This window comes from Massilia sp. IC2-476 (assembly GCF_020707295.1).
Lineage (GTDB): Bacteria > Pseudomonadota > Gammaproteobacteria > Burkholderiales > Burkholderiaceae_D > Telluria.
Genome location: NZ_JAJFER010000002.1, coordinates 124,070 through 142,570, shown reverse-complemented (window position 1 = coordinate 142,570; position 18,501 = coordinate 124,070). Strand labels below are relative to the sequence as shown.

The window sequence follows — 18,501 nt, the reverse complement described above, 5'->3', positions numbered from 1 at the left end:
CCGTTCAATGACAAGTTCCGATACGGGCGCCGGTCCACGCGCCGCGCCTGGCCGTCCCGGCCCGCTGGCGCGACGCCTGCTGCCGAACGAGCCCCGCGTAGCCGCTCCAGTCCGCGAGGCCACGCTGACCGCCCAGTACCTCTTGCCCGCCATTGCCGAACTGGGCGCCTGCATGCTGGCCGTACGCCTGCAGGTAGACGCCGAACTCGGGCGAGCGAGCCCTGTCAAGCAGGGCAAGGCATACCCACTAGGGCATTGCCTGGAAATCAGCCTGGCTGTGCAGGATCGCCTGCGCTCGCTCGACGAGTCGCAGTTGCCCGAGCAGGCCGCCGCCGGATTGCGCGCGCTGCGAGCCTTCCAGGCTGCCGGCGGCACCGTGCGCCGGACCTGGGGGGCGCTGCGCGAACAATACTTCCAGAACGCGTTCCAGGTCGGCAGCCTGTACGTCGACGTCTCCAACGACACCGTGACGATCACCAAGCCGAAGGTCGAAATCCTGCCTTTCGACGAGGCGCAATTCGTACCGATCCGGGACTTCGTCCACTTCCGCCAGATCGGGTCCGGCTATTGGGAAGGGCAATGGTATGCGAACCACCTCTTGCCCGAGCTTGCCCCGCATTGCCCGCTCATCCACGTGAAGCCCAACGGACACATCAAGATCCATGACGCTGCCCAGTACATGCTGGCGCTGACGCGCGCCGGTGGCTTCGCGCCAAGCGCTGCGGTGCTGCGCGAGGCGCCGATGCCGGACGCCGTCTTCGAGCAGGCCGCGACGGCGCTGCGCAGTGCCGGATATGCCTTGCCCCGTGACGCAGCGCAGGGGCGCGAACAGGCCCTGCAGCAGTGCAGCCGCCAGCGCGCCAGGCGCTGGCACCAGTCTCCTGATGTCCTGAAGCGCGTCGTCCAGGACGTCCAGCAGGCGAACCTGCGGCTGGTGCAGCACACCGCCAACACCCACCCATTACCCACCCAGGATCAAGCCGTGAAAACTATTACGATCGACAACACCGATTATGATGTCGCCAGCCTCTCCCAGGAGGCGAAGGTGCAGTTACAAAGCATCCAGTTCGTGGACCAGGAACTCGCCCGCCTCCAGGCGCAGCTTGCTGTGCTGCAGACCGCGCGCGCGTCCTATGTCCAGGCCTTGAAGAGTCTCTTGCCGCCGGCCTGAATCCGGCGCGCCACGCCTTATTTTCCGGTCGATGCGTGCTGGCTGCGCAGCGCCTCCACTGCCCCCACCACCGCCTTGTGCGCTGCCCCGCACTCCAGCCTGGCCATCTGCTGCATGCTCATGCCCTTCCCGATCTCTTCTGCCACCAGGTAGCCCAGGTAGTAGCCACGCCGCGCCGGCAGGCCAGTGCCGTCGCCGCCCCGGCCCTGGAACAGGCCCGCATAGTGCGTCTGGTCCTCGCTCTCCAGCTTGCCGTGCAGGTCGTTGAAGGCGCGGCCCAGTTGCTTGCGCGTGTCGGCCACCAGGTTGTGGGGAATGTCGAGCAGCAGTTCGCTGTTGTTCGCCGACGGATTCATGCGCTTGGCCACGTAAGTCGCCAGGCCTTCGTTCCACAATCCCACCCACACCGGCTCCTTCGCGCAGTTCATGTTGTGGTAGTCGTGGAACAGCTCATGGTGGAAGAAGGCCGCTTCGTCGCCATCCCCGTGGTACTTGACCATGGCGTCGGCCCCGAAGATGAAATAGGTTTTCCCGTCGAATGTACGGGTGCCGCCGTCCATTTCGCCGAGCGAGTGCAGGAACCAGATGTCGGTCTTGGCCGCGTAATCCGGGAAAGTGGCGCGGAAGCTCGCGATATGGCCCGGCAGGTCCTGGGTGAAGCGCGCCACCTTCCTGTCATAGGCGGCTCGCATGGATGGGAATTCGGTACGGGCTTTGGCGATTTCCCCGTCGTGCTGGGCTTCGGTCCGCCTGCCCCCGAAGCGCTGCACATCGTAGAAGGCCGGGAAGCGCGATGCAATGGTGGTCTTGAAGTCCTGCACGAACGCGCTGTCCGGCTTGCCCGCGTTGCGGTCCCACACCTGCGCGAAGGGGGTGGCAAGGTCATGCACTTGCATGCTCAAGCCTTTGACCTCGGCTGCGCCGGCGGAAGCGGACAGGATGGCGCCCAGCACCAGGGGCAAGCGGAAAAAGCTCTTCAATGCGGTTCCTCGGTCAAAAAATGGCGGATTGTATCGCTTTGGAAACAATTCACATGTCATCAAAGTGTCGGCGGATTGTCAACATGGCCCTGCCGCCACGATTGGAAGGAATCCTCGGATTCCACTATCCACTTGTCTGGACGGGTTTGCTACACTCTGCCATACCAATAACGATTCTGGAGACCCAAGATGCGACAACTGATGAAGGCAGGCCTGATCGCCATGATGTTCGCGATGCCGGCAGCGTGGGCGCAAAACGCCTCGCCAGCGGGCGTATGGAAAACCATCGACGATGAGACCGGCAAACCCAAGTCCCTCGTCCGCATCACCGAAGAGAACGGTGTTTTGACCGGCAAGATCGACAAGCTGTTCCGCCCGGCCGACCAGGACCAGAACCCGAAGTGCACCGCCTGCGAAGGCGCGCGCAAGGACCAGCCGATCGTGGGCATGACCATCCTGTGGGGCCTGAAGAAGGACGGCAACGAATACACCGGCGGCGAGATCCTTGATCCGTCCAAGGGCAAGACCTACAAGAGCAAGCTGAGCCTGAAGGACAATGGCAGCAAGCTCGACGTGCGCGGCTACATCGGCGCGCCGATGTTCGGCCGTACCCAGACCTGGGTGCGCGAGCAGTAATCTTTCAAGGCGGCCTGCGGGCCGCTTTTTCGTATGTCGCCCGCCAAGGCCTACCTCTTCCTTGCCTTCGCCATCGTGGCCGAGGTCATCGGCACCACCGCGCTCAAGGCCTCCGACAGCTTTACCAAACCGCTGCCCAGCCTGGTCACGGTGGGCTGCTACGCCCTCTCCTTCTACCTGCTGACCTTCAGCCTGCGGATACTCCCCACCGGCATCGCCTATGCGATCTGGTCGGGCGTCGGCATCGTCCTGATTTCCCTGATCAGCTGGGCCGTCTACGGGCAGCGCCTCGACCTGCCTGCCATCGCCGGCCTGGCGCTGATCATCGCGGGCGTCGCGGTCATCAACCTGTTCTCGAACAGCGTCAGCCACTGACTCTTCCATTCGCGCGCCACCAGGATTGTAATTTCGCTATCTTCTCGTTACTGCTGAGTTGTATGCACAACGATTTGTAACGAGGAAACCATGATTTTCTTGCGTCTCGCCTGCCTTGCCGCCGGCATCCTGGTGCTGGTGGCGCCACCGGCCATGCTGTTCCCGAAAGGCGCCGGCCTGTTCGAGCTGTCGCGTTCCGTCACCCTGCTGGCGGCCTTGCTGCTGGCCGCGTCGAGCTTCTTCATCGTCGGCATGACCATTCACCGCATCAAGCGCTCGCCGGCGCTGGGCCGCCTGTGCGCCCTGCTGCTGGGGGCCGCCTTCGTGGCCGGGATGGCGACCATGTGGCACAGCGCCGAGCCGCTGGCCCTGTGGATGAGCGGCGCACTGCTCTGCTTTACCCTGATGGTCGCGCTGGTGCTGGCCTTCCTGCTGCTGCAGGAACCCAGCCCGAGCCGGGTGCGGGCGCGCGAAAAGCGCCAGCACCGCCCGCCGGTTCTGCATCACCTGTAAACACGCGCACGGCAAAACAGGCCGCCGTCTTCGGCAGGCGCTCTGTGCTATCGTCGGGGCCATGAACGGCCCGTAGCCAGATCCCCGATGAGCATACCGACCAGTGCCCAAGGTCCCATCAACGCTGCGCGCCCCGTGGTGCGAGGCCGGCTGCTCCGCTACCTACGCCTGCTCAGCCTGTTCGCCGGCGTGCTCGCCCTGGTCCATCCACCCCTGCTGCTGCGCCGCATCTCCCACCTGCTGCCGGATATCGCCGAACCCTTCGTCATGCTGGGCGGGATGCTGCTCGCGGCCGGCGGCTACTTCGTGATCGGGCTGGCGGGCCACCGCATGCGCCGTTCTCCGCCGCTGCGTTCCCTCGCTTCGCTGCTGATGATGGTGCCCTTCGGCGCCAGCGCCACCGTGGTCTGGCATGGCGGCCATCCGATGCTGCTGCGGGTGTGCGGCTTCCTGATGGTGTTCACCCTGGTGCTGTACATGAGCTTCATCTATCCCCTGACGCACACCCCGAAGCCGAAGAACGGCCGCCGCGCGCAAGCCTACAGCCAGCCGGCGTCGCGCGCCATACGGTAGGCCTCGACCCGGTTGGCGGCATTGAGCTTGCTGATCGCCTCGGACAGGTAGTTGCGCACCGTTCCTTCCGACAGGTGTACCTGGCGCGCGATGTCGCCGCTGCTCTTGCCCTCCCCGGCCAGGCGCAGCACCTGGCGTTCGCGCTCGGTCAGCGGGTCTGCGCCGCCGCTCCAGCTTTCCATTGCCAGTTCGGGCGCGATCGCCCGCCCGCCGCCATGCACGGCGCGGATCGCCGCCGCCAGGGCGTCGACCGGGGCGTCCTTGAGCAGGTAACCGCGCACGCCGGCCTCCATGGCGCGCCGCAGGTAGCCGCTGCGCCCGAAGGTGGTCACCACGATCACCTTCGCTCCCAGGCGGCGCTCCTTCAGCTGGGCCGCCAGCTCCAGCCCCGTCATCAGGGGCATCTCGATGTCGGTCAGGACGATGTCGGGCTGCAGGCGCTCGCACATGTCGAACGCTTCGCGCCCGTTGGTGGCGGCGCCGGCGACTTCGAAGTCGGGCTCGAGCCTGAGCAGCGCGGCCATTGCGCCGAGGACGAGGGTCTGGTCTTCGGCCAGCAGGATGCGGATCATGACGTGGCTCCGGTGGGAATGCGCAGTTCGAGTTCGAGGCCGGCGCGCGCACGCAAGGCCAGCCTGCCGCCGACCGAGGCGACGCGCTCGCGCATGCCGGACAGGCCGTTGCCGTGGCGGATATCGGCCTCGCTGCGCGCCTGGCCATCGTCGGCGATGCGCAGCACCGCCACGCCGTGTTCCAGCGACAGCGAGACGCTGCAGCGGCTCGCGCCTGCGTGGCGCACCACATTGGTCACGGCTTCGCGCAGGGCCAGCGCCACCACGTTCTCGGCAGCCGGCCCCAGCTCGATGCGCTCGACTTTCTCTTCCAGCCGGACATCGGCCGCCGCCAGGCTGGCGCGTGCGCTTGCCAGCGCGCTGGCCAGCCCTTTTTCGCGGTAGCCGGTGACGGCGGCGCGCACCTCGGCCAAGGCCTGGCGCGCACTGGCTTCGATGTCGCCGACTTCGCGCGCACAGGCATCGGCGTCGCGGTGCACGAGTTTACGCGCCAGTTCGGCTTTCAGCGCAATCAGCGACAGCGAATGGCCCAGCAGGTCGTGCAGGTCGCGCGAGATGCGTTCGCGCTCGGCGATGGTGGCCATGTGCTCGACCTCTTCCTGCTTGCGCATCAGCTGCTGGCGCGAACGGCGCAGGCGCGCATCCATCACTGAGCCGAAGCCCACCGGCAGGCTGATGGTCAGGATCGGCATCAGGAACATGAAGCGCGTCTCTTTAATCTGTAGCGAGGCGAGCAGCGCGCACACGACGATGGCGCCGATCGCCAGCATCGCCTGCTTCATGCGCTCGATGCCGGCCGCCATGGCGCAGGCGAAGATGAAGAAGGTGGCCGCACCCGGATTCCACCGCACCCAGGCCGTGCCGATCAGGCAGCCCGCGAGCATGCAGGCATAGACCTGCCAGCCGCGCGCCCAGTAGCTGGCGAAGTACAGGGGCACGAACACCCCCAGCGTCAGGATCAGCATCGCCAGTTCCAGCGGCCCGGGCGTGATGTAGGCGTACTTCCAGCCCATGTAGCCGAGGCTCAGGAGCCAGAAGTAAGGCATCCTGCCCTGCTCCGGCGGCACCCACGGTCCCTTCAGCATCCCCATGATCTTCTTCATCGTCGTCTTCTTCTTGTTACGGCAGCAGGCGCACGTCGGCGATCTCGAAGCGGTAGTCGCCCGGCTGCGGGCCGGCGTTGAATCCTAACATGGTGATGGCCGCCGGATCGATGCCTTTGAGGTCACTAAAAGGGACGCTGACCTCGGTCCACTCCGGGCCCGCGGTAAAACTCTTCGCACCGGGCATCTGCACGCCCTGCGACATCGCCATCATCTGGTAGGTCTTGCCGTCGCCGCGCACCTTGAAGCGCACGGTCTTCGCCGCGCTCAGGTTGGCCGGCTGCATCGGCTGGGCGCCCGGCATGAAAGCCACGCCCGACCAGGCGAAGGGCAGGCCCGGCGCAACCGTCGCACTGATCGCGAGCGGCACCTGGCCGTCCGGCAGGGCCGGCTGCGGCGCCAGCTTCACGGTCGACTTACCGCCGGCGAAGCTGTCGGTGGACGGTCCCCAACCGATGCCGATCGGGCTGGCCAGGCGCTTCTCGCTGAACTGGCTTATACGGCCATCCGGCGGCAGCGCAATGGGATTGCTTCCCTGCGCTTCCTGGGCGGCCTTGGCCACCTGGCGGCGCTGGGCATCGACCAGGCCATTCGCACTCTCGCCATCCTTCCATACTTCGACAATCCGGCGAGTGGCCAGGATGTCGGCGGTGGGATTACCCTCGACCAGCAGAAGGTCCGCCTTGTAGCCCTTGGCGATGCGGCCGCGCTGGCCCAGCTTGAAGGCCCCGGCCGGCGCGCTGGTAGCGGCGGTGAGCGCCTGCGAGGGCGTCATTCCCGCCTCGACCAGGGCCGCCAGTTCGCGGTGCATGCTGACGCCATACTGGGTGCCCGGGTTGCCGGCATCGGTCCCGGCCAGCACCGGCACGCCCGCCTTCACCATCGCGGCGGTGACGGCTTTCGGCGCCACCAGCAGCGCCGGTTTTGCTTCATTGCCGTACCTGGCCTTGAGCGGCGCCTGCCCATCCTTGTCGAGCAGCGCAGCGAAGGACGGGTTGGCCAGCAGGTCGTCGCCGCGGAAGTTGGCCATGCTCTCGAGTACCGCGAAGGTCGGAATCACGAAGGCGCCCTTAGAGCGCGCCAGCCTGGCCAGCCCTTCCGCATCGGCGGAACCAGCCGCAAACAGGTGCACCAGCCCATCGGCGCCCGCCTCCAGCACGGCGCGCGCATCCTTCTCGTTGCTGATGTGGACCACGGCCAGCTTGCCGCGCTTGTGCGCTGCGTCGATCACCGCCTTCACCGTGGCCAGGTCGAGCGATTTGTAGCCATAGCCGCCTTCCATCACGATCTTGATGAAGTCCGAGCCTTCTGCAATGCGGGCGTCCACGAAGGCTTGCGCTTCTTCCGGCCTGGTGATGGTCGGGATCGCGATGCCGAACTGGGTGCCGTGGCCACCGGGCGCCGTGACCAGGGTGCCGGCTGAGAACAGGTCGGCCCGGCGGCTGTTGCCGCCATGTGCCATCTCGAGCTTGGCCTTCTTCAGGGTCGGCACGTCGGTGAACATGTCGATCTGGGTCGTCACGCCGAACAGCACCGGCAGTTCGTGGAAGCGGAAGGCGTGGGTGTGGGCGTCGATCAGGCCCGGCAGCAGGGTGCGGCCGGCGCCGCTGACCACGCGGGCGCCCTGCGGCGCCTTGCCCTTGAAGTCGGCGTCAACGATGACGCCATTATCGAACAGGACCGAGCGGCGCTCGTGCACGCGCTCGCCATCGAAGACGCGCACGTCCTGGACCAGGGTGGGCGCGGCGTTGGCCGAATTTGCGGACGCTGCCAGCAGGAGGCTTGCGGCGACGGACAGGACTTTCAGGGCGGTGGGCTTCATGCGTTCCTCGCATTGGTTGGTGTGAAGCCAGTATGCGAGAACGGCGATGGCGCCTGTAGAAGCAGGCGCCATCAGTTTGTCATGACAATTGTCATGCCCTTACGGGGCGGGTGCTGTCCCCTGTCCTGGCGCCGGCCCGTCACGCATGGCTTGTTCGTACGCTGCCTGAAGTTCCTTGAAGACCGAGCGCTCGGGTGCCTGTGCGCCCAGGTGCAGGTAGCGCAACTCTTCCATGAATGCGTCCCACAGCGCTGGGCCGCCTGCTTCCAGCAGCTCGGCGCGCACAGAGAGTTCCCTGCTTGGTGCCGTGTGGCGGCGGCCCCAGGATCCCAGGTGCGCAAGCAGCGGCACCAGCTGGATGCTGGGCTCCGTGAGCGAATAGATGGCTTTCTGACGATGTTGCGGGTCCGGTGCCTTGCTCAGCAAGCCGGCGGCGACCAGACGTTTGAGACGATCCGCCAGGATGTTCGAGGCGATCCCTTCTTCGCTGTTCGCCAGCAGGTCGCCATAGGTACGCCGGTTTCCGAACATGAGGTCGCGGATGACGATCAAGGTCCAGTGATCACCCAACTGTTCCAGTGCCAGGTTGATCGGGCAAGCTGAGCGACCTTTTTGCGGCATCGATATCTCTCCAAATTAATATTGCCTTCCACAGCGCCGCAGCGTAGAGTTCAACCACTTGCAATATGCAATCGGTTGAACTCACCCGAGCATCATACTCTGTAGAGGGACGTCCCATGTCGCTTTTGCTTTACGGTCATCCGTTCTCCTCATACACCCAAAAGGTGCTCGTTGCGCTATTCGAAAACGATGTTCCTCATTCTCTTTTATCGCTCGATGACAATGCGCTGAACCATGCGCAACATACTGCCGACTGGCTGGAGCGCTGGCCACTGCGCACGTTTCCGTTGCTGGTAGACGCCGACCGTAGCATCGTCGAGGCCAGCGTGATTGTCGAATACCTGCAGCTTGCCTACCCGGGCGCTGTCCCGCTGCTGCCGGAAGATCCGCTGGATGCGCTGAACGTGCGCTTTCTCGACCGCTTCTTCGACCTGCACGTCATCGCTCTGGTGCAGCATGCGGTGGGCGGCGCATTGAGCGGCGATGCCCTCAAAAAACAGGAAGCGCACACCCATGCGGCAGAAAAACTCGAACTGGCCTACGCATGGCTCGAGGCCCACCTGGCCAGGAACAAGGCCCCCTGGGTAGCCGGCGCCAATTTTACTCTCGCAGATTGTGCCGCAGCCCCGTCCCTGTTCTATGCTGACTGGACCCATCCGATCAGTGCGGCCTATCCGGAAGTACGTGCGTACCGGGCGCGTTTGCTGGCGCGCCCCTCGTTTGCGCGCGCCGTGGATGGAGGTCGGCCATTCAGGCATTACTTCCCCTTGGGAGCGCCTGACAGGGATTGACTGCTTCAACTGAGGTGGACGCATGCATGGACGGCGGCTTGCCCGTCACGTAACGCAAACGGAGGATCTGTTGGGACGCTTAATCTTCAGTATCAACCTTACCCTGGACGGCTGCGTCGACCACCAGGAAGGCATCGCCGACGACGAAACACACGCCTTCTTCACCCGCCTCATGGACGAGAGCGGAGCAATGCTGTGGGGCCGCGTCACCTACGAGATGATGGAAAGTTACTGGCCAATGGTCGCCCGCGGCGCTACCGAGGCGCCGCCTGCGATGCGCGAGTGGGCGCTGAAGCTGGAGGCCAAGCCAAAGTATGTGGTGTCCTCGACACGAACGGACTTCCCCTGGACAAACAGTCACCACATCGTCGGCGAGCTGCGATCGGGCATACAACAGCTCAAGGACGCGACACCGAATGGCGTGCTGCTCGGTAGCGGCAAGCTCGCGACCGAGCTGGAGCGGCTGGACCTGATCGACGAGTACAGGCTGCTCGTCCACCCCAGGATCGCCGGCCATGGCCCTACCCTGTACGCAGGCGGACTGCCCGGCACGCGACAGCTCGAGCTGGTCTCGGCGACACCACTGCGCAACGGCGCGGTCGCCATGCACTACCGGCGCGCGCACTGATTCGACCGCGTCCTCGTCCTGCTCATGAGAAAAAGCGCAGGCGATGCAGGACGCATTGATCATCAGCCGTCCCCGCTCCATACTGCAGGCGCTGAACCTCACTTTGAGCTGCCCCATGCCTGTCGAATCCACCGTCGCCGTGCCGGTATCACTGCCGCAGTCGGGCCTCACCTGGATCGATGAACCGGTCCATCTGGCCGACGCCTTCGCGATCCCGCTTCCCGCCGGCGCAACGCGCGACCCGGAAACCCTGGTCCGCTTCATCGTCGCGCACCAGCCGGGCTGGGTCGATTGGCTCACAGGCCTACGCGACACCATCGTCGCCTGCTTCGGCCTGAAAACAGCGCGCCAGCTGGCGCAGCTGGCCGGCAGGGAGAAGAACGAGCGGGTCGGCATCTTCCGCATCTACACCAGGTGCGAGAACGAGATCGTGCTGGGCGAGGACGACCGGCACCTCGACTTCCGGGTGTCCATCCTGTGCGGTGCGCAAGACCTGACGGTGACCACGGTGGTCCACTGCCACAACCTGCTGGGACGGACCTATCTGTTCGTGATCGCCCCCTTCCACCGCATGGTGGTCAAGGCCAGCCTGCGCCGTGCAGCGAGGATCGGCTGGCCCGCATCGGGCCACTTCAGCGAATGATGGTCGTCCCCAGTTTCTGGGCTGAAGCGAGGGCCCAGTATCGCCGTAAAGGAAAGCAGATCACGATCAGGCGTTTCGGCTGGTCCGACGCCAGCGAAGAGGACGCACAACGCAATGCACAGGCACGCGTCGACGAAGCGCTTGCGCGTGCCGTCTCCGGCGAGCCCTTGCCGCGGCGCGAGCGCAAGGTGCCATACAACGGCGGCAATGGGCTCCCGATCCGGGAAGAAGTGGTCGACCGCATCGGCGACACCGTCATCACCCGCAACTCATACGGCGCGCGCTGCCTGAATACGCCGGGCGTGCTGTTTGCCGATATCGATTTCCCTGCCGGCGCCAGTCTGCGCATGGTCGGCGGCATCGCACTGGTCCTGCTCGCAGTCGGTGCGGGTGTGGTATATCGCCTGGCGGCGAGCGGCGAAAGCACCCGCATGTTGTGGATAGCGGGTGTGATCGCCGCGCTGCTGACGCTGTCGCTTTCATCCGCGATCGCGAACCTCATCCACGGCATAAGGGTGCGGACCGGCGGCGGGCCGGAAAAAATCGCCCGTGCGCGCGTTCAGCGCTTCATGAGCAAGCGTCCCGACTGGTTGATCCATGTCTACCGTACGCCGGCCGGATTGCGCCTGCTTGCCACCCATCGCCTGTTTGATCCGCTGGAGCCCGAGGTGGCCGAGTGCTTCCGCGAATTGGGCACCGATCCCGTATACGTGGCCATGTGCCTGAACCAGCACTGCTTCAGGGCGCGCGTCTCGGCCAAACCATGGCGCATTGGCATAGAGGGCCGGCTCACCCCACGACCCGGCGTCTGGCCGGTTGCCCCTGAGCGGCTGCCGCAGCGACGAGCGTGGCTGGAACACTACGACCGCGCGGCCGCTGGCTTCGCTGCCTGCCGCTTCATGGAGACGATCGGCAGCGGCGTCAGCGCACCTGCTGCACTTGCAGTACAGCGGTTACACGATGAACTGTGCCAGGCCCGCGCCGAGCTGCCGATTGCCTGAACAGTGTGTTGCGAGCACCGATTGAATGCGCAGCCAGTAGCAGACATAAGATCTCCCCCTTTCACACCATCACAATCTTTTTCGATAGCGAGACGATCAATGCTGAAGCAGCTATTAATACTCTTTGGGATATCTACTGCAGCTCAAGTCAATGCTCAACCCATTCCCGATGCTGCCGAGCAAGCGTTGCTGCGGCAGATTGCCGAACGCAGTAAAGCAGATCCCCTCATCGGCGCAAAAATTGGTAGTAAGGAGCTCACTCAACGCTTACTCGGCGCGATGAAAACCGAGCGCGGCGTCCATATCGAATCACTACTCTGCGCTCTCGGTGCTCTTGCAGGTTACTCGTGTCAAGCTGCTGTTCGGGCGCAAGCTGTTGCGCGCGGTTTGCCGGAAGTTGGCCTGCTCACTTCCGTGGAGACGAAGGACGGCAAGATCTACTTTTTTGGTGACGACCTGAACAAACTGCTAGCCGAGTCTCAATATTCCGTTTGGAATATCGCAGGTGGCGGCGCACAACAGGCGGGCTGCGGGACTCTCCCCGATGTCGCGGACATATTCAAGCACGCCTCGGCAGTGGTCGGAACACAGGCGTTTGGTGTGCCACGTGTGCCTGATCAGCACACACCACATGATCTTCCACTCAACTATATCCACACCCTTTGGCCGGCGCTGAAGCCTCTTATCGTCAAGTTCTGCCCCAATCCAGAACATTGGCCTGTTTTGCTGAGCCTATCCATCCAGGAGGTCATCGTTATGGGAAGAGCGACGCTCGACCCATGCCTTGCGCTTCGTTTGGTCATGGAGTCGGCAGTTCCGATGTCAAAGGCAAATCTGAATGATGTCTAACTTGGTTTCGGAAACCGTCGCATACCACGCCGCTTAATATATCGTTGAGCGACCGCATTTAAAATGCGACTGCTTCCGCGTGCCTTAGAGAACTGTAGGTGGTAACAGCCAGCACTCGGCTGGAAGCGATCTTACTGAAGTAACGTCGACCAAGTGGGAACACCATGCTTACACTTAAGATTCTTACTCTTATTTTCCTGGTCGTTGTTGGCATTCCCAATCAAATAATTGACTACAAACATCGGAAGCGATACCAACCCGGACATGCATGGGGATACTATGCAAAACTCAGCAAGGAGGGCAATTGGGAAGGGCGCTTCATGATGTGGTCAGCATTTATCGCAATTTATTTCATTATCGGGGCGCTCTGCTACACATTTTATTTGCTCATCCCTTAGGAATGCACGGACCCAGGTCCGCCTTGGCTCGACAGCTGCCTCTCAAGATGGTCAGTGCTGCATAGCCGTCTGCTTGGGCAGTATGCGTCGGGCATCGCAGATGCACTGACTGGGCTCGGTAAGACTCAATGCCTGGCCCACGAGCGCGCAGTGGCCGCTACTCACCGATACCAAGGGCAAGAAAATCTGCTCAGGGCTTGCGAAACACGATCGCATGCTGCATTGGAAGCGACTTGACGCTGCGTTCCCACGTGAGGCCATGCGCAGTGGCTTCACGCCGTACCTGCTGCTCGCTCATCTTATGCAGCGGCTTGATCGCGACTGCCGGATCCTCGGCACGGTATTCGACGAAGACGACGCGCCCGCCCGGCTTGAGGGCGCCGACGATGCTGTCGAGGACTTCCGAGGGATAGGCGAGTTCATGATAGACATCGACCATGATGGCCAAGTCGACGCTGGCTGGCGGCAGTTTGACGCTGGTTTCGCTGCCCAGCACCGAGACCACGTTGCGCACGCCGCGCTTTGCCATCTGCTTGTCGAGCATGCCGATCATTTCCGGCTGCACGTCGACTGCATACACACGTCCTCCGGGCTCGACCTTCTTTGCCAACTGCCAGGTGTAGTAGCCAGTCCCGGCGCCGATGTCGGCCACCGTCATGCCGGGCGCCAGCGCCAGTTCCCGCAAAAGCAATTCCGGACGCTCCTCGCGTGCGCGGCTTTGGCGTTCGAGCCATTGCGCGCCCTCCCATCCCATCACGCCAGCGATCTCGCGGCCCATGTAGCGCTTGCCGATGCCATCAGGGCTGGGTTCGATCCGTTCATAGCGCGTATCGGTGGTCTCTGCTTGTGCGACGGCATCGATGCTAGCGGATGACAGCAGCGTCAGAGCCGACAGGCAGGCCAGCAGGATGGGTAGAATACGGTGAGTGTGCCAGGTGCGGCAGTTGCGCGAGCAGGTAGGGTGCATGATCGGTTTCCGTAAGAAGTTGCTGGTGCAATAGCGTCGACAGGCTTGCGGTGAACAGGAATGATCAGTGTAGCTGCGTTGGCGGCTCAACGTGCGTTGGCTAGCTTACAAATTCCTTCATTACCAAAAAGGAGTTGATCGACTCTCCTGCCGACTGGCATCGAATCTGGCCGCGCCCGAAAGGATCTTATGCACGCGATTTACTTTAGATGGAAGGTAGCCTCTGGTCACGAGCGAGACTTCGAGCAGGCCTGGCTGGAACTCACCGAACTCGTACGCGACGAGCGAGGCGGCCTGGGGTCGCGCCTGCATCGGTGCGCCGATGGTCACTATTTCGCGTATGCCCAATGGCCGTCCGAACTCGCCTGGGCTGCACAAGCCGAGCCAAGCCCACGCATGGTCGAGCTGCGCAAGCGGATGCGTGAATGCACTGAACTCGTCGATGGCCCGCTGCGGGGTGACGTCGTTGCCGACCTCCTGGTGTCGGCTCCCGACCAAGCTGACAGGCGCCTCGTCAAGCAGGCGGCAGGTTGTCCCACAAATCGCCCGTCGGACTGATACGCGGCGCGGTGACGCCGAAGTGTTGATACGCCAGCGGCGTCGCGATACGCCCGCGCGGCGTGCGCTGCAAATACCCCTGCTGGATCAGATAAGGTTCCAGCACGTCCTCGATGGTGTCGGCCGCTTCGCCGATCGCCGCCGCCAGGTTGCCGATGCCCACCGGCCCGCCGGCGAACTTGAACAGCACGGCCTCCAGCAGCTTGCGGTCCATGACATCGAAGCCGACCGTGTCGACATCCAGCATCTTCAGGGCGCGGTCGGCCATCTCGACGGTGATCTCGCCGGTACCCTTCACTTCCGCGTAGTCGCGCACGCGGCGCAGCAGGCGGTTGGCGATACGCGGGGTGCCGCGGGCGCGCTTGGCCACTTCGCGTGCGCCGGCTTCGTTGATCGGCGCTTCGAGCAGCGCGGCGCTGCGGGTGACGATCTTGGTCAGCTCCTCGACGTTGTAGAACTCGAGGCGCGCGACGATGCCGAAGCGGTCGCGCAGCGGGTTGGTCAGCATGCCGGCGCGGGTGGTGGCGCCGACCAGGGTGAAGGGCTGCAAGTCGAGCTTCACGGAACGCGCGGCGGGGCCCTCGCCGATCATGATGTCGATCTGGTAGTCCTCGAGCGCCGGGTACAGGATCTCTTCGACCACCGGCGACAGGCGGTGGATCTCGTCGATGAACAGCACGTCGTTCGGCTCGAGATTGGTGAGCAACGCGGCCAGGTCGCCCGGACGCTCCAGCACCGGGCCGGAGGTCTGGCGCAGGTTGACGCCCATCTCGCGCGCGATGATGTGCGCCAGCGTGGTTTTACCCAGGCCCGGTGGCCCGAACAGCAGCGTGTGGTCGAGCGCTTCGCGGCGCTTGCGGGCGGCGCTGATGAAGATTTCGAGCTGGTCGCGAATCTTGGACTGGCCGACGTATTCGTCCAGCTGCTTGGGACGCAAGGCGCGTTCGATCGCCTCCTCGTTGGGCGAGGCCGGAGCCGCGTCGATCACGCGGTGCTCGGTGAAATTGTCGGTCTGGATGCTCATGCTTATGCTTATGCTTTAGAAAGGGCCTTGAGTGCGAACTTGATGCCGTCAGACACGCTCGATCCGGCCGGCATGTTCTTGATCGCGAGGAGCGCTTCCTTGTCAGAATACCCCAATGCGAGCAGCGCATTGAGCACGTCGGCCTGGGCGTCGTCGCGCACTGCCCCGCCGACCACGCCGATGTCGGCGCCCAGCTTGCCCTTCAGTTCCAGCAGCAGGCGTTCCGCGGTCTTCTTGCCGATGCCGGGGATTTTGACCAGGCGGCCGGTTTCCTGCAGCGTGACGGCCTGCGACAAATCGGCCACCGACATGCCCGACAGGATCGACAGCGCCATGCGCGCACCGATGCCGGTGATCTTGATCAGTTGGCGGAACAGCGCGCGCTCGGACGCGGTGCCGAAGCCGAACAGCAGGTGGGCATCCTCGCGCACCACGAGGTGGGTGAACAGCACCACTTTCTCGCCGGTGTGCGGCAGGTTGTAGAAGGTGCTCATCGGCACGTCGACTTCATAGCCGACGCCGTTGCAGTCCACCAGCACGTGGGGCGGCGCTTTTTCGAGCAGGGTTCCGGAGAGACGACCGATCATGTGGTTTCCTATTGTTCTTAAACGAGGCGGCTGCGTTTCATGCGCAGCGCCGGCGCCGACGGCGACAGCGCGCCGACCAGGGCCAGCGTGTCGACGCTGTGGGCGTGGCAGATCGCCACGCCGAGCGCGTCGGCGGCGTCGGTGCCCGGCAGGCCCGGCAGTTTCAGCAGGCGCGCCACCATGTCCTGCACCTGCGCCTTGGCGGCCTTGCCGGTGCCGACCACCGCCTGCTTGACCTGCACCGCCGTGTATTCGGCGACGTCGAGATCGGCCCCGACCAGCGCCGTGATGGCGGCGCCGCGCGCCTGGCCCAGCAGCAGCGTGGATTGCGGGTTGACGTTCACAAAGACTTTTTCGATGGCCGCGCAGGTGGGCTGGTAGGCCGAGACGATCTCGCCCACGCCGTTCAGGATCACCTTCAGGCGCGGAGGCAATGCCCCTTCCAGCCCGGTCTTGATGGTGCCGGACGCAATGTACCGCAGTTTGCTGCCGTGTTTTTCAATGACGCCGAATCCCGTCGTACGCAGGCCCGGGTCGATGCCGAGAATAATCATTGCGGAATGATATACGGCTGGAGGGTGTTCGTGGGAAAAATACTGTGCAAAAACACAGTGGGTGTTGTAGGGTGGGCGGCTTGTGATCTGGTCCACTGGACCAGATCACCCCACGCGGTGATAGGTTAGATATGAATAGTCGCGGTGGTTCCGGGGTCCGTTGACCGCGTGGGCGGGAAACCCGCCCACCCTACGGGATTAGTGACGGAAGTGACGGGTACCCGTGTACAGCATCACAACCCCACGCTCATCCGCCGCATCGATCACTTCCTGGTCGCGCATCGAGCCGCCCGGGTGGATCACGCAGGTCGCGCCTGCATCCACCACCACGTCCAGGCCGTCGCGGAACGGGAAGAAGGCATCCGAGGCTACCGCCGAGCCGCTCAGGGACAGGCCGGCGTTCTGCGCCTTGATCGAGGCAATGCGCGCCGAGTCGATGCGGCTCATCTGGCCTGCGCCCACGCCCAGGGTCATGCCGTTGGCGCAGAACACGATGGCGTTCGACTTGACGAACTTGGCCACGCGCCAGGCGAACATCAGGTCCTGCAGCTGCTGCTGGGTCGGCTGCTTCTTGCTGACCACGCGCAGTTCACCCAGGCCGACGTTTTTCGCGTCCGGCGCCTGCACCAGCACGCCGCCGCCGACGCGCTTGAGGTCATAGGCATTCTGGCCCTCGCCCAGCGGGATCTCGAGCAGGCGCACGTTCTGCTTGGCCGACATGATCTGGCGCGCCTCGGCGGTGAAGCCTGGAGCGATCAGCACTTCCACGAACAGCTTGGCCACGGCTTCAGCAGCCCTAGCGTCGACTTCGACGTTGAAGGCGATGATGCCGCCGAAGGCCGAGGTCGGGTCGGTCTGCAGCGCGCGCGAATAGGCGTCCAGCGCATCGACACCGATCGCCACGCCACACGGATTGGCGTGCTTGACGATCACGCAGCCGGCCGGCTGGCCGAGGCCACCCAGCGACTTGACGCATTCCCAGGCCGCGTCGGCATCGGCGATGTTGTTGTACGACAGTTCCTTGCCCTGCAGCTGGCGGTAGTTGGCCAGCGCGCCCGGGGTCGCGACCAGGTCGCGGTAGAAGGCGGCGCCCTGGTGCGGGTTCTCGCCGTAGCGCATGTCCTGGACCTTTTCGAAGCTCACGTTCAGGGTCTGCGGATAGCTGGAGCGGGTCGTGTGCTGGCGGTCTTCGCCCAGGCTGGTCAGGTAGTTGGTGATCGCGCCGTCGTACTGTGCGGTGTGCGCGAAGACTTTCTTGGCGAGGCGGAACTTGGTCTCATAGCTCACCGGGCCGGCGGCAGCGCCAGTGCCCTTCATCTCGGCCAGCACCACGCCGTAGTCGGCCGGATCGACGATCACGACCACGTCCCGGTGGTTCTTGGCGGCCGAGCGCAGCATGGTCGGGCCGCCGATGTCGATGTTCTCGATCGCGTCTTCCAGCGAGCACTGTTCCTTGGCGACGGTCTGCTGGAACGGGTACAGGTTCACCACGACCATGTCGATCTGCGGGATGCCGTGCTCTTCCAGCTTGGCGACGTGCTCCGGCAAGTCGCGGCGGGCCAGGATGCCGCCGTGGACCTTCGGGTGCAGGGTCTTGACCCGGCCGTCGAGCATTTCCGGGAAACCGGTGTAGTCGGCGACTTCAGTCACTTGCACGCCATTTTCCTGCAGCAGCTTTGCGGTGCCGCCGGTGGACAGGATGTTGACGCCGAGAGCCGACAGCGCCTTCGCGAAATCGAGGACGCCGGTTTTGTCGGAAACGGAAATCAGTGCTTGTTTGATCATGGTGAGGCCTGTTGTTGAGAATTCTGGCGTCGGGGCGGACGGACGGCGTACCGGCCGCGCCCCAGACGCACGGCCATCGCCATGCGGTCTGTTACAAGAGACCGTGCTCCTGCAGCTTCTTGCGCAAAGTATTCCGGTTGATGCCCAGCATCTGCGCCGCGTGCGACTGGTTGCCGTCGGCGCGCGTCATGACCACTTCAAGGACCGGTTTTTCCACCGTCAGGACCATCATGTCGTAGATGTTCGTCGGTTTCTGCTCGCCCAGATCGTTGAAATAGTCCTCGAGGCTTTTCTGGACGACTTCCTGGATACTTTCTTTGCTCATGTTCTCTGCTGCTTTATCCTGGTTA

Annotated in this window: 22 protein-coding genes; 11 read left to right on the top strand and 11 right to left on the bottom strand. The window is 64.0% G+C overall.

Annotated features, from left to right (window positions below):
* The first annotated feature begins 7 nt into the window (after positions 1-7).
* The gene (locus LK539_RS05505; protein ID WP_227799910.1) at positions 8-1,171 is read left to right on the top strand and encodes a DUF6447 family protein; all 1,164 of its coding nucleotides are present in this window, start codon (positions 8-10) and stop codon (positions 1,169-1,171) included.
* A gap of 17 nt (positions 1,172-1,188) precedes the next feature.
* Here the strand turns inward: LK539_RS05505 and LK539_RS05500 are convergent, their stop codons facing one another.
* A complete protein-coding gene (locus LK539_RS05500; protein ID WP_227799909.1) occupies positions 1,189-2,151 on the bottom strand; it encodes a hypothetical protein in 963 nt (320 codons plus the stop codon).
* A 189-nt stretch (positions 2,152-2,340) separates the two neighbouring features.
* Here LK539_RS05500 and LK539_RS05495 point away from each other — a divergent pair, with 189 nt between their 5' ends.
* The 4 genes from LK539_RS05495 (at position 2,341) to LK539_RS05480 (ending at position 4,248) form a co-directional block, all read left to right on the top strand.
* Positions 2,341-2,787: a DUF2147 domain-containing protein gene (locus LK539_RS05495; protein ID WP_227799908.1), complete on the top strand. Its 447-nt coding sequence runs from the start codon at positions 2,341-2,343 to the stop codon at positions 2,785-2,787.
* A 33-nt stretch (positions 2,788-2,820) separates the two neighbouring features.
* The gene (locus LK539_RS05490; protein WP_227799907.1) at positions 2,821-3,162 is read left to right on the top strand and encodes an SMR family transporter; all 342 of its coding nucleotides are present in this window, start codon (positions 2,821-2,823) and stop codon (positions 3,160-3,162) included.
* 90 nt (positions 3,163-3,252) lie between these two features.
* Positions 3,253-3,675, top strand: a complete 423-nt coding sequence (locus LK539_RS05485; protein WP_227799906.1) for a hypothetical protein — start codon at positions 3,253-3,255, stop codon at positions 3,673-3,675.
* Positions 3,676-3,762: 87 nt separating this feature from the next.
* On the top strand, positions 3,763-4,248 hold the full coding sequence (locus tag LK539_RS05480) for a hypothetical protein (RefSeq protein WP_227799905.1): 486 nt from the start codon (positions 3,763-3,765) through the stop codon (positions 4,246-4,248).
* Here LK539_RS05480 and LK539_RS05475 read toward each other — a convergent pair.
* The 4 genes from LK539_RS05475 to LK539_RS05460 form a co-directional block, all read right to left on the bottom strand.
* Positions 4,215-4,820: a response regulator transcription factor gene (locus tag LK539_RS05475; RefSeq protein WP_227799904.1), complete on the bottom strand. Its 606-nt coding sequence runs from the start codon at positions 4,818-4,820 to the stop codon at positions 4,215-4,217. The two genes, LK539_RS05480 and LK539_RS05475, sit on opposite strands and share 34 nt — an antisense overlap.
* Complete coding sequence (locus tag LK539_RS05470) at positions 4,817-5,923, bottom strand: sensor histidine kinase (RefSeq protein ID WP_227799903.1); 1,107 nt, start codon at positions 5,921-5,923, stop codon at positions 4,817-4,819. Before LK539_RS05470 ends, LK539_RS05475 begins: the two co-directional genes overlap by 4 nt.
* A gap of 16 nt (positions 5,924-5,939) precedes the next feature.
* Positions 5,940-7,745, bottom strand: coding sequence for a CIA30 family protein (locus tag LK539_RS05465; RefSeq protein WP_227799902.1), 1,806 nt, complete (start codon positions 7,743-7,745; stop codon positions 5,940-5,942).
* A gap of 99 nt (positions 7,746-7,844) precedes the next feature.
* Positions 7,845-8,366 carry a helix-turn-helix domain-containing protein gene (locus LK539_RS05460; protein WP_227799901.1) on the bottom strand — a complete coding sequence of 174 codons (522 nt, stop codon included), beginning with the start codon at positions 8,364-8,366 and terminating at the stop codon, positions 7,845-7,847.
* A gap of 116 nt (positions 8,367-8,482) precedes the next feature.
* Here LK539_RS05460 and LK539_RS05455 point away from each other — a divergent pair, with 116 nt between their 5' ends.
* From LK539_RS05455 to LK539_RS05435, 5 genes are all read left to right on the top strand, one after another.
* Positions 8,483-9,157 (top strand): glutathione S-transferase family protein, encoded by a 675-nt coding sequence (locus LK539_RS05455; RefSeq protein WP_227799900.1) that lies wholly within the window; start codon positions 8,483-8,485, stop codon positions 9,155-9,157.
* 70 nt (positions 9,158-9,227) lie between these two features.
* Positions 9,228-9,785, top strand: coding sequence for a dihydrofolate reductase family protein (locus tag LK539_RS05450; RefSeq protein ID WP_227799899.1), 558 nt, complete (start codon positions 9,228-9,230; stop codon positions 9,783-9,785).
* A 115-nt stretch (positions 9,786-9,900) separates the two neighbouring features.
* Positions 9,901-10,428, top strand: coding sequence for a DUF2867 domain-containing protein (locus tag LK539_RS05445; RefSeq protein WP_227799898.1), 528 nt, complete (start codon positions 9,901-9,903; stop codon positions 10,426-10,428).
* A complete protein-coding gene (locus LK539_RS05440) occupies positions 10,425-11,429 on the top strand; it encodes a hypothetical protein (RefSeq protein WP_227799897.1) in 1,005 nt (334 codons plus the stop codon). Before LK539_RS05445 ends, LK539_RS05440 begins: the two co-directional genes overlap by 4 nt.
* A gap of 99 nt (positions 11,430-11,528) precedes the next feature.
* Positions 11,529-12,278: a hypothetical protein gene (locus tag LK539_RS05435; protein WP_227799896.1), complete on the top strand. Its 750-nt coding sequence runs from the start codon at positions 11,529-11,531 to the stop codon at positions 12,276-12,278.
* 588 nt (positions 12,279-12,866) lie between these two features.
* Here the strand turns inward: LK539_RS05435 and LK539_RS05430 are convergent.
* Complete coding sequence (locus LK539_RS05430) at positions 12,867-13,643, bottom strand: class I SAM-dependent methyltransferase (protein ID WP_227799895.1); 777 nt, start codon at positions 13,641-13,643, stop codon at positions 12,867-12,869.
* Positions 13,644-13,832: 189 nt separating this feature from the next.
* Here LK539_RS05430 and LK539_RS05425 point away from each other — a divergent pair, with 189 nt between their 5' ends.
* The gene (locus LK539_RS05425; RefSeq protein ID WP_227799894.1) at positions 13,833-14,201 is read left to right on the top strand and encodes a putative quinol monooxygenase; all 369 of its coding nucleotides are present in this window, start codon (positions 13,833-13,835) and stop codon (positions 14,199-14,201) included.
* Here the strand turns inward: LK539_RS05425 and ruvB are convergent.
* The 5 genes from ruvB to LK539_RS05400 all read right to left on the bottom strand — a co-directional run bounded on the left by ruvB (position 14,158) and on the right by LK539_RS05400 (position 18,476).
* Positions 14,158-15,225 (bottom strand): Holliday junction branch migration DNA helicase RuvB, encoded by a 1,068-nt coding sequence (ruvB, locus tag LK539_RS05420; protein ID WP_227799893.1) that lies wholly within the window; start codon positions 15,223-15,225, stop codon positions 14,158-14,160. The two genes, LK539_RS05425 and ruvB, sit on opposite strands and share 44 nt — an antisense overlap.
* Positions 15,226-15,233: 8 nt before the next feature.
* Positions 15,234-15,812 (bottom strand): Holliday junction branch migration protein RuvA, encoded by a 579-nt coding sequence (ruvA, locus tag LK539_RS05415; RefSeq protein ID WP_227799892.1) that lies wholly within the window; start codon positions 15,810-15,812, stop codon positions 15,234-15,236.
* A 17-nt stretch (positions 15,813-15,829) separates the two neighbouring features.
* Entirely contained in the window at positions 15,830-16,366 is a 537-nt protein-coding gene (gene ruvC / locus LK539_RS05410) for a crossover junction endodeoxyribonuclease RuvC (protein WP_227799891.1), read from the bottom strand.
* A gap of 198 nt (positions 16,367-16,564) precedes the next feature.
* Positions 16,565-18,151: a bifunctional phosphoribosylaminoimidazolecarboxamide formyltransferase/IMP cyclohydrolase gene (gene purH / locus LK539_RS05405; RefSeq protein ID WP_227799890.1), complete on the bottom strand. Its 1,587-nt coding sequence runs from the start codon at positions 18,149-18,151 to the stop codon at positions 16,565-16,567.
* A 91-nt stretch (positions 18,152-18,242) separates the two neighbouring features.
* A complete protein-coding gene (locus LK539_RS05400; protein ID WP_027865797.1) occupies positions 18,243-18,476 on the bottom strand; it encodes a helix-turn-helix domain-containing protein in 234 nt (77 codons plus the stop codon).
* Positions 18,477-18,501 lie beyond the last annotated feature (25 nt).